This is a genomic window from Reyranella sp., assembly GCF_965229815.1.
Classification (GTDB): domain Bacteria; phylum Pseudomonadota; class Alphaproteobacteria; order Reyranellales; family Reyranellaceae; genus Reyranella.
The window spans coordinates 845310-859000 of record NZ_CBDDJN010000002.1 but is presented as its reverse complement, the minus strand read 5'-3'; the positions used below and the strand labels follow the sequence as shown (position 1 = coordinate 859000).

The 13691-nt window shown below is 69.4% G+C and carries 14 protein-coding genes; 5 read left to right on the top strand and 9 right to left on the bottom strand.

What is annotated here, in order from left to right; translation table 11 throughout:
- Positions 1 to 64: 64 nt before the first annotated feature.
- Entirely contained in the window at positions 65 to 442 is a 378-nt protein-coding gene (locus ACO073_RS04670) for a nuclear transport factor 2 family protein (protein WP_421995763.1), read from the top strand.
- Entirely contained in the window at positions 442 to 1233 is a 792-nt protein-coding gene (locus ACO073_RS04665; protein WP_421995761.1) for an enoyl-CoA hydratase-related protein, read from the top strand. Before ACO073_RS04670 ends, ACO073_RS04665 begins: the two co-directional genes overlap by 1 nt.
- A gap of 4 nt (positions 1234 to 1237) precedes the next feature.
- Here the strand turns inward: ACO073_RS04665 and ACO073_RS04660 are convergent, their stop codons facing one another.
- Genes ACO073_RS04660 through hemE form a run of 8 tightly spaced genes read right to left on the bottom strand, consistent with a single transcriptional unit; the run spans position 1238 to position 8099 of the window.
- Positions 1238 to 2389 (bottom strand): M20 family metallopeptidase, encoded by a 1152-nt coding sequence (locus ACO073_RS04660; protein ID WP_421995759.1) that lies wholly within the window; start codon positions 2387 to 2389, stop codon positions 1238 to 1240.
- A 5-nt stretch (positions 2390 to 2394) separates the two neighbouring features.
- Positions 2395 to 3357, bottom strand: coding sequence for a cysteine synthase A (gene cysK / locus ACO073_RS04655; protein WP_421995757.1), 963 nt, complete (start codon positions 3355 to 3357; stop codon positions 2395 to 2397).
- Positions 3358 to 3369: 12 nt separating this feature from the next.
- Complete coding sequence (locus ACO073_RS04650; protein ID WP_421995755.1) at positions 3370 to 4518, bottom strand: C45 family autoproteolytic acyltransferase/hydolase; 1149 nt, start codon at positions 4516 to 4518, stop codon at positions 3370 to 3372.
- Positions 4519 to 4527: 9 nt separating this feature from the next.
- Positions 4528 to 5142: a thiamine pyrophosphate-dependent enzyme gene (locus ACO073_RS04645; RefSeq protein ID WP_421995753.1), complete on the bottom strand. Its 615-nt coding sequence runs from the start codon at positions 5140 to 5142 to the stop codon at positions 4528 to 4530.
- The gene (locus tag ACO073_RS04640) at positions 5139 to 5678 is read right to left on the bottom strand and encodes a thiamine pyrophosphate-binding protein (RefSeq protein ID WP_421995751.1); all 540 of its coding nucleotides are present in this window, start codon (positions 5676 to 5678) and stop codon (positions 5139 to 5141) included. Before ACO073_RS04640 ends, ACO073_RS04645 begins: the two co-directional genes overlap by 4 nt.
- A gap of 10 nt (positions 5679 to 5688) precedes the next feature.
- A complete protein-coding gene (gene hemJ / locus ACO073_RS04635) occupies positions 5689 to 6114 on the bottom strand; it encodes a protoporphyrinogen oxidase HemJ (protein ID WP_421995749.1) in 426 nt (141 codons plus the stop codon).
- Positions 6104 to 7045, bottom strand: a complete 942-nt coding sequence (gene hemH, locus ACO073_RS04630) for a ferrochelatase (RefSeq protein ID WP_421995747.1) — start codon at positions 7043 to 7045, stop codon at positions 6104 to 6106. The genes hemJ and hemH overlap by 11 nt, the downstream gene beginning before the upstream one ends.
- Positions 7046 to 7055: 10 nt before the next feature.
- Positions 7056 to 8099: a uroporphyrinogen decarboxylase gene (gene hemE, locus ACO073_RS04625; RefSeq protein WP_421995745.1), complete on the bottom strand. Its 1044-nt coding sequence runs from the start codon at positions 8097 to 8099 to the stop codon at positions 7056 to 7058.
- Positions 8100 to 8422: 323 nt separating this feature from the next.
- On the opposite strand from hemE, the gene ACO073_RS04620 reads away from it, so the two are divergent.
- From ACO073_RS04620 to ACO073_RS04610, 3 genes are read left to right on the top strand one after another with little or no spacing between them, the layout of a single operon-like run.
- Positions 8423 to 9256 carry a pyruvate, water dikinase regulatory protein gene (locus ACO073_RS04620; RefSeq protein WP_421995743.1) on the top strand — a complete coding sequence of 278 codons (834 nt, stop codon included), beginning with the start codon at positions 8423 to 8425 and terminating at the stop codon, positions 9254 to 9256.
- Positions 9257 to 9283: 27 nt separating this feature from the next.
- The gene (locus ACO073_RS04615) at positions 9284 to 9703 is read left to right on the top strand and encodes a hypothetical protein (RefSeq protein ID WP_421995741.1); all 420 of its coding nucleotides are present in this window, start codon (positions 9284 to 9286) and stop codon (positions 9701 to 9703) included.
- Positions 9700 to 10665, top strand: a complete 966-nt coding sequence (locus tag ACO073_RS04610) for a Bug family tripartite tricarboxylate transporter substrate binding protein (RefSeq protein ID WP_421995739.1) — start codon at positions 9700 to 9702, stop codon at positions 10663 to 10665. Before ACO073_RS04615 ends, ACO073_RS04610 begins: the two co-directional genes overlap by 4 nt.
- 208 nt (positions 10666 to 10873) lie before the next feature.
- On the opposite strand, the gene ACO073_RS04605 is transcribed toward ACO073_RS04610, so the two are convergent.
- Positions 10874 to 13666 carry a [protein-PII] uridylyltransferase gene (locus tag ACO073_RS04605; protein WP_421995737.1) on the bottom strand — a complete coding sequence of 931 codons (2793 nt, stop codon included), beginning with the start codon at positions 13664 to 13666 and terminating at the stop codon, positions 10874 to 10876.
- Positions 13667 to 13691 lie beyond the last annotated feature (25 nt).

Genomic DNA, 13691 nt, shown 5'->3' with positions numbered 1-13691 from the left:
GCTAAGTTTCCGCCGCCGCCTCGTGAACGCGGCCATCATCCCGACTGTCCCGGAGGAGACCCGCATGCCCGATGCCATCGACGACCTGTTCCGCCGCTTCGGCAAGGCCTTCAACAAGGCCGACGTCGAGGAGATCGCCGCCTGCGTCACCGACGACTTCGAATGGCGCCTGAACACCGGCGCCGCAGCCGGCGCGCCGGGCGGCACGGTGCTCAAGGGCAAGGAGGCGCTGCGCGCGCACTTCGCCGACAGGAGCAAGGCCCATCGCGAGGCACGCTTCTCGGAAGGACGCATCCATCGCGCCGGGACCGCGCTCTTCGGCACCTTCCGCGTCACGGGGATCGACCATGCCGGAAAGCCGTTCGACCGCTACGGGATCGACCTCTACGAGGTCCGCGACGGCAGGATCGCGCTCAAGGACAGCTACCTGAAGGGCGAGTGATGGCCAACGACACGGTTCTCTGGGCGATCGACGCGCGCGGCGTCGGCACGGTCACGCTCAACCGCCCCAAGGTGAACAACGCCTACAACGGCGATCTGCTGCAGGGCCTGCACGACGCCATGGACGCACTCGGCCGCGAGGCGGGCCTGCGCATGGTCGTGCTGCGCGGCAACGGCCGGCACTTCCAGGCCGGCGCCGACCTCGCCTGGATCAGTGGCGTCGCAACACAATCGCCGGCCGAGAACGAGCGCGCGAGCCGCGTCACCGCCGAGGCGATCCGCCGGCTCGACACCTGCCCGGTGCCGACGCTGGCCCTGATCCAGGGTGGCTGCTTCGGCGGCGGCACCGGCGTCGCGGCCGCCTGCGATGTCGTGGTCGCCTCGGCCGATGCGATCTTCTCCATCAGCGAGACGCGCTGGGGCCTGATGGCCGGCATCATCCTGCCGCAACTCTGCCAGGCGATCGGCCTGCGCCAGGTACGCCGCTATGCGCTGACGGGCGAGCGTTTCGACGCCGAGGAGGCGCGGCGGCTGGGCCTGGTGCACGAGGTCTGCCCGGCCGGCGGGCTCGATGCGGCAGGCGCGCGCATCGTCGATGCGGTGCTGATGAACGCGCCGCAGGCCACGACCGCCACCAAGCTGCGGTCGCTCGCCTCGGCCCGCGCCTTCGTCGACGACGGCACGCTGCGTGACCTGATCGACGAGCATGCCCGCACCCGCCAGCAGGACGAGGCTCGCGAAGGCCTGGCGAGCTTCCGCGAGAAGCGCAAGCCGGCCTGGTATCCGGGCTGACGGCTTACGCGCCGTCGAGGAATCGTAGCGCCGCGTCGCGGTACATCGCGTAGACCGCGGCGATCGAGGTGATGTCGGCCCATTCGTCGGCCGCGTGCATGTTGCCGAACGTGACGCCGGGCGCACAGACCGTCGGCACGCCGCGCGCCGCGAGAAGGTTGCCGATGTTGGAGGGACCGCAGGCCTCGACCGGGACGGTCCGGCCGAAGGCGCGCGCGGCTGCCCCGGCGAAGCTCCGCACCAGCGCACGGTCGGGCGCCACCACGTAGGCCGGCCAGTGATCGATCGTCTCGATGCGCGCCGCCGGATCGACCGCCGCCACCGTCGCCGCCAGCCAGTCGGCCGCGCGCGCGCCGTCGAAGGTCCGCGTCAGGCGAATGTCGATGCTGCAGGTGGCGCGGTCCGGCACGACGCTGAAGCCCTCGCCGCCCTCGACCCGGGTCACGGTCGCCGCCGGCCCGAAGGGAAAGGCGGCGTCGGCCGGCGCGTCGAAGGTCGCGCTCTCGACCTCCAGGGTGAACCGCGCCGCCTTGGCGAGCGCATTGATGCCGCTGCGGTCGGCGGCGCCGGTATGGGCGGACCGGCCGGCGAAGGCGACCACGGCCCGCAGGAAGCCGCGGCTGCCGGCGACCAGCGCGTCGTTGCCGGGATAGCCCAGCGAGGCGGCATCGGGCGGCCGTGCCACCGCGTCGAGATAGGCCCGCACCCCGCCGAACCGGCCGGTATGCTCGTCGGCATCGAACAGGATGTGCAGACCGCCGTGCGGGAGGCCCGCGTGCGCAAGGTCGCGCGCGACATGCGCGAGGATCGCGACGCCCGCCTTGGAATCGGCGGCGCCGCGGCCCAGCAGGCGGCCCTCGCGCACGGCACCGGAGAAGGGCGGGTCGCGCCACAGGCCGGGATCGCCGGCGGGCGCGGTGTCGATGCAGGCATCGAGGCAGAGCAGGGGACCGGGAGCGGCGCCGGCGATCTCCACCAGGACCGCCACCGGGCGGCCATCCGAATCGTGGAGCAGACGCGGCGCGAGGCCGTTGTCGCGCAGCCAGTCGTGGGCGACGGCGAGCACCGGCTCGGGCGAATCGATGCCGCCGCAGGACGGTGTCGCCACCAGCCGCGCGGCGAGGGCGACGATGCTGTCGAGGGGCGCGCCGGCCACCGCGGCTAGTCGAGGCCCTCGAACAGGGGCGTCGACAGGTAGCGTTCGGCGAAGTCCGGCACGATCACCACGACGCGCTTGCCGGGATTGCGCTTGGCGACGTCGAGCGCGGCCCAGATGGCGGCGCCGCCGGAGATACCGATGGGGATGCCCTCGAGCGCGGCCATGTCGCGCGCGGTCGTCATCGCCGCGTCGTTGGCCACCTTGACGATCTCGTCGATCACCGACCGGTCGAGGATGTCGGGCACGAAGCCCGCGCCGATTCCCTGGATGGGATGCGGCGAGGGCTGGCCACCCGACAGGACCGGGCTGGCCTCCGGTTCGACGGCCACGACCTTGAGCCCGGGCAGGCGCGGCTTCAGCGCCTGGCCCACGCCGGTGACGGTACCGCCGGTGCCGACGCCGGCGACGAACAGGTCGAGCTTGCCGCCGGTATCGCGCCAGATCTCCTCGGCCGTGGTGCGCACATGGACGGCCGGATTGGCGGGGTTCTGGAACTGCTGCGGCATGAAGCTGTCGGGAATCTCCTTCAGGAGCTCCTCGGCGCGGGCGATGGCGCCCTTCATGCCCTTCTCCCGCGGCGTGAGGTCGAGCCGGGCACCGAGGAAACGCAGCATCTTGCGCCGTTCGACCGACATCGATTCCGGCATGGTGAAGATCACCTTGTAGCCGCGCGCCGCGGCCACGAAGGCGAGGCCGATCCCGGTGTTGCCCGAGGTCGGCTCGACGATCGTGCTGACGCCGGGCTTCAGCTTCCCGGCCTTCTCCGCGGCGTCGATCATGGCGACGCCGATACGGTCCTTGACCGACGACATCGGGTTGAAGAACTCCAGCTTGGCCAGGATCTCGCCCGTCACGCCGGCGCGCTGCGGCAGGCGGTTCAGCCGCACCAGCGGGGTCGCGCCCATCGTCTCGGCGATGTCGCCGTAGATGCGGCCGCGAAAGGTCGAAGTGTCGGGCTCGGCCATGGCTGCTTCCTCCTATTCCGCCGCCTGTTTCTGTGCCGTGCGGTCGGGCGTCAGCGAGTAGGTCGTGAACTGGCGGTTGAGCGCCGGCATCGGGCAGGCCTCGAGATGGCCCTCGCCCGGGCGCATCAGGATCATGGCGGCGGTCGCGGTCAGCACGCCGCGCGTGTTGGGCCGCGGCGGCCGGCACACCGACCAGGGCGAGCCCCAGGCGTCGAAGAAGGCGGTGCGGAGATCGTCGAGGGTGAGTTGCCCACGGCGGGACGCGAGCTGGTCGCGCACGCGCTTGTCGCGGTAGATCGAGCACGGCGTCTCGGCGAGCCCGGTGTCCTTGACCCTGGTCCGCGCCGACTCGGCGATCCAGTGGTTGGCGTGGACGTAGACGCCGCGCTCCGGCGCCACCCAGAACGTCTCGTCGGGCGCGCATTCGAAGCCGAAGGCCTCGGCGGCGCCGTCTTCCGTCGCCTGGCTCACCGCCATGTGGTTGGAGCCGAGCTTGGGCGTCGACACGATGGTCTGCACCGCCTGCGCGAGATGCGCGCTCTCCAGCACCTTGCGGCGGATGAAGGGCAGCGGCACGCCCGGTCCGCGCTTGTAGTCGCGGTCGCATTCCAGCGCGTTGGCGGTGAGGCCAAGGCCGGCGGAGTTCAGGCCCGAGCGCGCGAGCCCGCCCGCCTCGGTGAAGGTCAGGATGTCGGGTCCGTCGTCGCGACGGATGCGCAGGATCACGCCGGTCTCGGCGCATTCGGCGCGCCAGTCCCAGTTCTGGCCGTGCAGCAGCGTGCCGTCGGCGCTGGCCTCGGGCAGCGCCAGCGCGGCCGTGCAGCCGTCGGGGAAGTGCTTGGTCGCCTGCTGCTGGCGTGCCGCCGCGACCATCTCGGTGCGGGCGTTCATCAGCACGACGGCGGCGAAGGGCTCGCCGGCGCCCTCGGCGATGCCGCGCATCTCCTCGACATAGGTCGGATCGAACCGGTCGATCGTGGGCACCATCGCCTCGGCACGACGCTCCAGCTCCTTCCAGTCGACGCCGGTCTTGACCAGCGACTCGGCATACATCTTCGCGCCGCGGCGCAGCCGGTCGGCCGCCGCCTTGCCGTGCTGGCGCCCGCGCTCGCGCGGCGGGCCGCTGAGCTCGATCAGGGGAAAGGGTGCGTACCCGGTCATGTCATGCCCCTAGGGATGGCCGAGCAGGGCCTGGCGAAACCGGTCCTTCAGATGCGCCCCGTCCTGCGGCGGCATGACGAAGTCGAGCTTCTCGACCATGACCTTGACCAGGCGGAATACCGGGCCCTTGGCCGTGCGGGCATCCTTGACGAGCGGCGCGACCTCGGACGCCTCGCGCACGGTGGCGACATCGGCAATGCCGCAGCCCCGCGCGATCGTCGCGAGATCGGCGCCAGCGCCGGACTCCGTGGGACCGTTGTTTCGCGGGCTGGTATGCGAGGCCTGGTTGCCAGTCTCGCCGAACCGCTCGTTGTCGAGCACGACGATCGCGAGGTTCTCCGGCTGCTGCGTCGCCACCGTGGCGAGCGAGCCCAGGCTCATCATCATGTCGGCGTCGCCGGTGATCACCAGCACGCGCTTGTCGGGCTGGGCGAGCGCGAGGCCGAGCCCCATCCCGACCGGTGCGCCCATGGCGCCCCACAGCGGCATGTTGAGCGGACGGTCGCCCGCCTCGGTAATGTCCCAGTTCGCCGAGCCCAGGCCGGCGATGACCAGCAGCCGGTCGTCGGCGCCCTCGAGGATCTTCCGGACCAGCGGCCGGCGCTGCAGCGTGGCTTTGCTCATTGGGCGGTCTTCTTCCCGAAATCCTTGATGCCGATCAGCTTCTGGCGCAGCAGCACCGCGACGGCCTGGCCGCCGTTGAAGGCCGTGCGCGCCGCGGCGTCGACCGTGGCCTTCACATCCTCGGCCTTGTCGACGGAGTAGAGCAGCAGGCCCATCGCCTCGAGGACCTTGGGCGTGCCCTGGCCCATCGGATACTGCCAGGAATTGAACTCGCCCCAGTCGCCGCGCATCGTGATGAGCGTCAGGAAGGGAAAGCGCAACGTCTTGGTCATCCCCATCATGTTGATGGTGTTGCCGACGCCGGAGCTCTGCATCAGCAGCGTCGAGCGCTGCCCGCCCAGCCAGGCACCGGCGGCGAGCGCCACGCCTTCCTCCTCGGTGGTGAGCGGCACGCAACGGATCGAGTTCGACCGCTGGCACTGCTCGATCAGCCGCGAATGGCCGGCATCGGGCACGTGATAGACCTGCTTGATGTCGTGGGCCTGGAGGACCTCGAAGATCTGGTCCCGCCAGTCCGCAGTGGTCTCGGCGTTCATGTCTCTCCCGTCAGAAGGGTTTCAGCACCACGAGGAACACGATAGCGATCATCAGGACCGTCGGCACCTCGTTCCACCAGCGATAATAGCTGGCTGGCCTCGCATTCCGGTCGGCCTCGAAGGTCTTGCGCCAGCGTCCGTAAACGTGATGCACGATCGTCAGCACGACCACCAGGGTGAGCTTGGCGTGGAGCCACCCGAAGCGCCACCATTCGCCCTGCCAGGCGAGCGCAAGGCCCAGGATCCAGACCAGGATCATCGCCGGATTCATGATGGCCCGCAGCAGGCGGCGTTCCATTACCTTGAAGGTCTCGCTCTGCGCCGAGCCGCGCTCGGCCTCGGCGTGGTAGACGAACAGGCGCGGCAGGTAGAGCAATCCCGCCATCCAGGCGATGACGGCGACGATGTGCAGGGCCTTCAGGACGTCATAGAGCATCGCGCACAAGCCTCGCCAGACCTTCGATGAACAGCGGATGGGTGCCCACGGTCGGCACCCGCACGTAAACGGGCACGCCGGCCTTTTCGGCGAGATGGCGATACTCGATGTCGAGCTCGACCAGGGTCTCCGAATGCTCCGACACGAAGGACAGGGGATAGAGCACCACCCCGACCTTGTCGCGGCCGGCCCGCTCGATCTCGGCCTCGGTCGAGGGACCGATCCACTTCAGCGGGCCGACGCGGCTCTGGTAGCAGACCGTCCAGTCCAGCCCGCCGATCGTGTCGGCGATCGCCTTCGCCGTCTGCTCCACCTGCGTCTGGTAGGGATCGCCCGCCTTGATGATGCGCTCGGGCAGCCCGTGGGCCGAGAACAGGACGCGCCGGGGGGCGCTGCCGGCCTCCGCCAGCCCTTCCTTCAGCAGCGCCACCGAGGCCGCGATGAAGCCTGGTTCGGTCGGATAGTCGTTCACGACGCTGGTCGGGACCTTGAAGCGGGCGCGCTCGTTCCAGGCCGCGAACGACGAGGCCGTCGTCGCCGTCGAGTACTGAGGATAGAGCGGCAGCAGCACGATGCGGTCGGGCTTGAAACGGTCGACGGCCCGGACCGTGGCCTCGGTCAGCGGATGCCAGTAGCGCATGCAGACATAGCCGCGCCATTCGTGCCCCTCGCCGCCGGCGCCGAGGGCGGCCTCGAGCGCGCGCGCCTGCGCCTCGGTCTGGCCGAGGATCGGCGAGGCCCCGCCGATCTGCTCATAGATCGCCCGCGCCTTGGGCGCCCGCCGACGCGCGATGAAGGCCGCCAGCGGCCGGCGCACGAACGACGGGACGCGCAGGATGGCGGGATCGCCGAACAGGTTGCGCAGGAAGGGCTGCACCGCCTCCAGCGAATCGGGTCCACCCAAGTTGAACAGGATGATGGCGACCTTCACGGGCAGACCGTCATGACGTGGACGGCGTCCAGCCGCGCACGATCTCGACCAGCTGCGCGACATGCTCGGGCGGCGTCTGGGGCACGACGCCGTGGCCGAGATTGAAGACGAACGGCCCCTGGCCGAGCTTGTCGAGGATGCGCCGGGTCTCGCGCTCCAGCGCCGTCCCGCCGGCCACCAGCATCAGGGGGTCGAGGTTGCCCTGGACGCAGACATGCGGCTGCAGCTCGCGCGCCGCCCAGTGGGCGCCGATGCCGGTGTCGAGCGACAGGGCGGTGAACGCATCGGGCCGACGGTACATCAGGATCGCGGGCCCGACGGCGCGCGGGAAGGCGATGATGGGTACCTTGGGATGGCGGGTGCGCAGACCATGGGCGATGCGCACCATCGGCTCCAGCGACCAGGCGAACAGCTGTTCCTCGGGCAGGATGCCGGCCCAGGAATCGAAGAGCTGCACCGCGTCGGCGCCGGCCTCGACCTGGGCGGTGAGATGGTCGATCACCGCCTCGACCAGCAGGTCGACCAGCAGGCCGAAGGATTCGGGATGCCGATAGGCCCAGAGCTTCACCTTGGCGAAGTCGCGGCTGCCGCCACCCTCGATCATGTAGCAGGCGAGCGTGAAGGGCGCGCCGGCGAACCCCAGCAGCGCGGTCTCGGCCGGCAGGGCCGCGCGGGCCTGCCGGATCGCCGTGTAGACGGGCGCCAAGGTGTCGGTCAGGCGGGCCCGGCTCAGCCGGCCGAAATCGGCGGGATCGGTCAGAGCCTCGAGCTTGGGACCCTCGCCCTCCTCGAACCAGACCCGCTGGCCGAGCCCGTCCGGCACGACCAGGATGTCCGAGAAGATGATGGCGGCGTCCAGGCCGAAGCGCCGGACCGGCTGCAAGGTGACCTCGACCGCCTTGTCCGGCGTGTAGCAGAACTCGAGGAAGGAGCGCGTCGTCGCACGGATCGCCCGGTATTCCGGCAGATAGCGCCCGGCCTGGCGCATGAGCCAGATCGGCGGTGTCGGAAAGCGCGTGCCGGACAGGGTCTGGAGGAACCGTCCCGCGCTCAAGTCTCATCCCTCATGCTTTCCTCTTACCCTTTCATAATAGGTAGTAGGAGTCGTAGAGGGTGTGGCACATGGGGATGCGCCCTATTGATCGGCGGTCCCCAGGCTGCTGTGGATCATCACACGCCGATTCCACGGCCTCGCGCCGGCCTGATTCCCGATTCCCAGAACGTCCCGAGGGGATCATCCGCAGGGGAAGAGGATGGGAGCCGGAGGAGCAAGCCGGGTCCCGAATCGGAGACTCCTCCGCCGGCGTCCGGCCTGTCCCCGGTTTGCCTCTGGCAATCCCGCATTTCTCCCGACGGGCCTGTGGGGTAAAAGCGGTCGTGGCCAACCGCAACTTCCACGTCCACCTCGTGTCCGATTCGACCGGCGAGACGGTGTCGAGCGTGGCGCGTGCCTGCCTCGTGCAGTACGAGGGCGTGTTCGTCCAGGAGCATGTCTGGTCGCTGGTCCGCACGCAGGGCCAGATGGAAAAGGTCATGCAGGCGGTCGAGCGCGACCGCGGTCCCGTCCTCTACACCCTGGTCGATCCCGATCTGCGCGACCTGGTGCGAGACCACTGCCGGCGCCTGCAACTGCCCTGCGTCGGCGTGCTCGACCAGGCGATGAGCGTGCTGGCCGTGCACTTCCATTCCAAGAGCGAGCAGTGGCCGGGCCGCCAGCACCAGCTCGACGAGGGCTACTTCGACCGGATCGACGCCATGCACTACACGCTGGCGCACGACGACGGCCAGTCGACGCACGATCTCGACGATGCCGATGTCGTCCTGGTCGGCCCGTCGCGCACGTCGAAGACGCCGACCTGCGTCTATCTCGCCAATCGCGGCGTGCGCGCGGCCAACGTGCCGCTGGTGCCGCTGGTCGATCCGCCGGCCGAGCTCGAGGCGGCCAGGCGGCCGCTGATCGTCGGCCTGATCACCGATCCCGAGCGGCTTGTCCAGATCCGCGTCAACCGCCTGCGGCTGCTGCAGCAGAGCACCGAGTCCGACTATACCGACATGGACCAGGTGCAGCGCGAGATCCAGGACGCCCGGCGGCTGTACGCGCGCCGCAAGTGGGCGACGATCGACGTCACCCGTCGATCGATCGAGGAGACGGCGGCCGCCATCCTGCAGATGCTGGCCACCCGGCGGGAACAGCGGTTGCAGGCGACGTAGAGGCTCTGTCGCCGGACGGAGGCGGTCATGACGGGACGACTTCCGCGTCTTCTTTTCGCACTTGGTCTGATTCTTGCTGCTTCGGGGGTACGCGCCGCGAATGGCATCGACGTCACGCGCGGCGCGGACTCCACGGTTTACGGCACCTGTGTGCCGAGCCTGGTCGTCGAGAACAGGTCGGCGGAGACGATCGACTACCTTCAGGTCGATGTCGCCGTCTCCCTGGGCGGCGGCCGGGAACGGACCATCGAGCTGAAGTCGGCCTACCGGGAGGGAATCCTCTATCCGATCAGTCCCGGAGGGAAGGCAGTCTTGAAGCAGCATCTCGATACTTCGAAAGCCCTGGACGCCGGCTGTGCCGAGCTGGGCGAACGCCGCGTCGTGCGGACGATCTGTGAAGCGGCGGGCGGCAAGGCCTGCGAGTCCTCGGTGACGGTGAGTCCATGATGCGTCGGCGTACCTTCGTCGGCGCGGCGGGCGCCGCGCTCGTTGCCGCGCCCGCCCTGGCGCAATCCTATCCCGACAAGTCCATCAAGATGGTGGTGCCCTACCCGCCTGGCGGCGGCACCGACGGGCTGGGCCGCATCACGGCGCAGTTCCTGTCCGAGAAGCTCGGGCAGCCGATCGTGGTGCACAATATCGGCGGCGCCTCGAGCACCGTCGGATCCGACACGGTGCGGCGGGCCGAGCCCGACGGCTACACGCTTCTGTTCAATGCCAGCCTGTTCGTGCTGGGCAAGACCGTGGTGCCGACCTGTCCCTACGATCCGGTAACGGATTTCCGGGCGATCGCCCAGGCGGGCGAGGCGCCGCTGGTCCTTCTGGTGAACCCCAAGGTGCCGGGCACCGACTATGCGAGCACCATGGCGGCGATCGGCAAGGAGCCGAAGAAGTACTTCTTCGCCCTGTCGTCGGGCGGCTCGGCCGGCCACATCGCCACGCTCGCCTTCCTGAAGCGGACCGGGCTGCCGCTCGACACGATCCTCTACAAGGGCACGGCGCCGGCCAATGCCGACCTGGTGGCCGGCAACGTCCAGCTCTTCATGGACCCCTGGACGGCGCTGCTGCCGCTCGCCACCTCGGGACGCGCGCGCGGCCTGTTCGTCACCTCGAAGGAGCGCACCAAGCTCGCGCCGGACATCCCGACCAGCGACCAGGTGGGGCTGAAGGACTTCAACATCAGCTCCTGGTATGGCGTCTGGGCGCCGAAGGACACGCCCGAGCCGGTGGTCGACAAGCTGGCTGCCGCTATGGCGCAGGTCTCCAGGGATCCGGGCTTCATCGAGAAGACGACCTCGCTCGGCATCGTGCCGACCGCGCGCGGACCCAAAGATTTCGCCGCCTTCATCAAGGGCGAGGTCGAGGCGAACACGGCGCTCCTGAGGGAATCGGGGTTCAAGCCAGAATAGATTTCTCCGTCGTCTCGACCGAGGGCCGAAGGCCCGAGCGGAGAGACTTTGCCGGCGGAGCGGGGAGCCTCTCCAATGGCGGCGCGATGGCTCGAGCTCCGGTCGTCCATATCCTCGCGAGCGCCAACGAAGCTGTCATCCTGAGCGAAGCGAAGGATCTTTCGGTATCAGATCCCTCGCAAAGGCTCGGGATGACGGCCGCGGGCCGTCACTCCGCCGCTTTCGCCACCGGGTCGAAGCGGGCGTCGAACGTGCGGATGGCGCGTTCGACGGAATCGGCCACCTGCTTCAGCTTCTCCTGGTTGACGATTTTCAGCCCGAACAGATCCTTGACGTAGAAGACGTCGACGGCGCGCTCGCCGTAGGTCGTGATGTGAGCCGAGGTGATCTTGAGGTTGAGGCGCGTCAGGGCGCGCGTCACGACGTGCAGGAAGCCCGGGCGGTCGCGGCCGTTGACCTCGATCACGGTGAACGTGTCGGAGGCGTTGTTGTCGACCAGCACGCGCGGCTCGACGGTGAAGACCTCGTCGCGCTTGGGCCACGAGGCCCGCTGGCTGTCGAGCTCGCGCTGGATGTCGAGGCGGTTGGACAGCGAGAGCTCGACGCGGGCAGCCAGCCGCGCCAGCCGCTGCGGCCCGTCGAACGGCTTGCCCTCGAGGTCCTGGATCCAGAACGTGTCGAGCGCCATGCCGTTGGCAAGCGTGAAGATCTTGGCGTCGACGATGGTGGCGCCGCTGATCGCCATGGCCCCGGCCAGGCGCGCGAAGAGGCCGTGCGTGTCGAGCGTGTAGATGGTGATTTCGGTGACCGAGCGCTCGCCGTCGATGCGATGCTCGAAGGCGAGCGGCTGGTGATCGCGCTCGGCGCGGCGCACCAGCTCGGCCTGGCGCGCCAGCGTATCGGGATCGAACGACAGCCAGTAGGGCGCGTAGCCGCGCGCGAAATGCTCCTCCTTCTCGGCATCGGTCCAGCCGGCGAGCCGGCTGCCGATCTCGACCTGGATCTGCTTGATGCGCTCGGCGCGGCCGCCCGACAGGGTGCCGCCCGACAGGACCTGCTCGGTGGCGTAGTAGAGCTGGCGCAGCAGCGCCGCCTTCCAGCCGTTCCACACGTTGGGGCCGACGGCGCGGATGTCGCAGACCGTCAGGACCAGCAGCAGGCGCAGCCGCTCGGGCGACTGGATGAGGGCCGCGAAGGTTTCGATGGTCTTGGGATCCATCAGGTCGCGCTGGAAGGCGGTCGCCGACATGGCGAGGTGGTAGCGGACCAGCCATGCGACGGTCTCGGTCTCGGCGGCGGTGAGGCCGAGCCGCGGCCCGAGCTGCATCGCCACCTCGGCGCCCAGGATGGAATGGTCGCCGCCGCGACCCTTGGCGATGTCGTGCAGCAGCACCGCGAGATAGAGCACCGGCCGCGAGAGGATCTTGTGGACGATTCCGGAGGCCAGCGGATGGTCTTCCTTGAGGGTGCCGTTCTCGATGCGCGCCAGGATGCCGATGGCGCGGATCGTGTGCTCGTCGACCGTGTACGTGTGGTACATGTCGTGCTGGGTCTGGGCGACGACGCGGCCGAAATCCGGAATGAAGCGGCCGAACACGCCGGCTTCGTTGAGCCGCCGCAGCGTCGTCTCCGGATCGTTCCGCGACGTCATCATCTCCATGAACAGCCGGTTGGCTTCGGAATCGGCGCGCAGCCGGTCGACGAGCCGGATGTTCTGCGTCACGAGCCGCAGCGTCGCCGGATGGATGTCGAGGTCGTTCTCCTGCGCGACGTGAAACAGGCGCAGGATCGCCACCGGATCCTTGGCGAAGGCGTCCGGCGTCGCGACGCCCAGCCGTTCGCCGTCGAGGCGGAATCCTTCGAGCTGGCGCGGCCGCAGCGTCTGCCACAGCGCCGCGAGCTTCGGCTTGCGGCGGCGGCTGTCCTCCAGCGCGGCGACGAAGATTCGCGTGAGGTCGCCCACGGTCTTGGCGTGCAGATAATAGTGCTTGGTGAAGCGTTCGACGCCGCGGCTGCCGGGACGGTCCTGGTAGCCCAGCCGGGCGGCGATCTCGCGCTGCAGCTCGAACGACAGACGATCGTCGGCACGCCCGGTCAGATAGTGGATGTGGCACCGCACCGTCGTGAAGAAGCGTTCGGCGCGTTCGAAGTGCCGGGCCTCCTCGCGCGTCAGCACGCCCTTCGCCACCAGCTCGCCGGGCTCGCTGACGCGATAGAGATACTCGGCGATCCAGAACAGCAGGTGGAGGTCGCGCAGGCCGCCCTTGCCTTCCTTGACGTTGGGCTCGACGACGTAGCGCGAATCGCCCATGCGATGGTGGCGCTGGTCGCGCTCGGCGAGCTTGGCCTCGACGAAGTCGCGGCCGTCGCCATTCAGGAAGGTCTGGGTGAAACCGCGCTTCAGCTCGTCGTAGAGATCGCGGTCGCCCCACACGTAGCGCGCCTCGAGCAGCGCGGTGCGGATCGTCTGGTCGCGCTCGGCGTAGCGCAGGCTCTCCTCGACCGTGCGCGTGGCATGGCCGACCTTCAGGCCGAGGTCCCACAGAAGGTAGAGCATGAACTCGACGATCTGCTCGCCGCGGGGCGTCTGCTTGTAGGGTCGCAGGAACAGCAGGTCGATGTCCGACAGGGGTGCGAGCTCGCCGCGGCCGTAGCCGCCGGTCGCCACGACGCCCAGCCGCTCGGCCGTGCTGGGATTGGCGGCGGGATAGATGTGCTGGTCGGCGAAGTCGAAGATCACCCGGATGAGCTGGTCCATCAGGAACGACGTCGCCGCCAGCACCTGCTCGCCGTCGTTGCGCAGCGGGCCCGGCTCCTCGAAGCGGCGGCGGATCTCGGCCCGGCCCGCGGCCAGCGCTTCGCGCAACAGGCTGAGCACGGCAGTGCGTGGCGGCTCGGCGCCGGTCGGCAGGTCCTCGACCAGGCGTGCGAGCGCGTCTTCCAGGGCCCGGCGGCGAACGATGGCGCGCCGGTCGGCGATCTGGTCGTAGGGCTTGGCCATCGGGCGACGATTAGCAGGGGGCAGT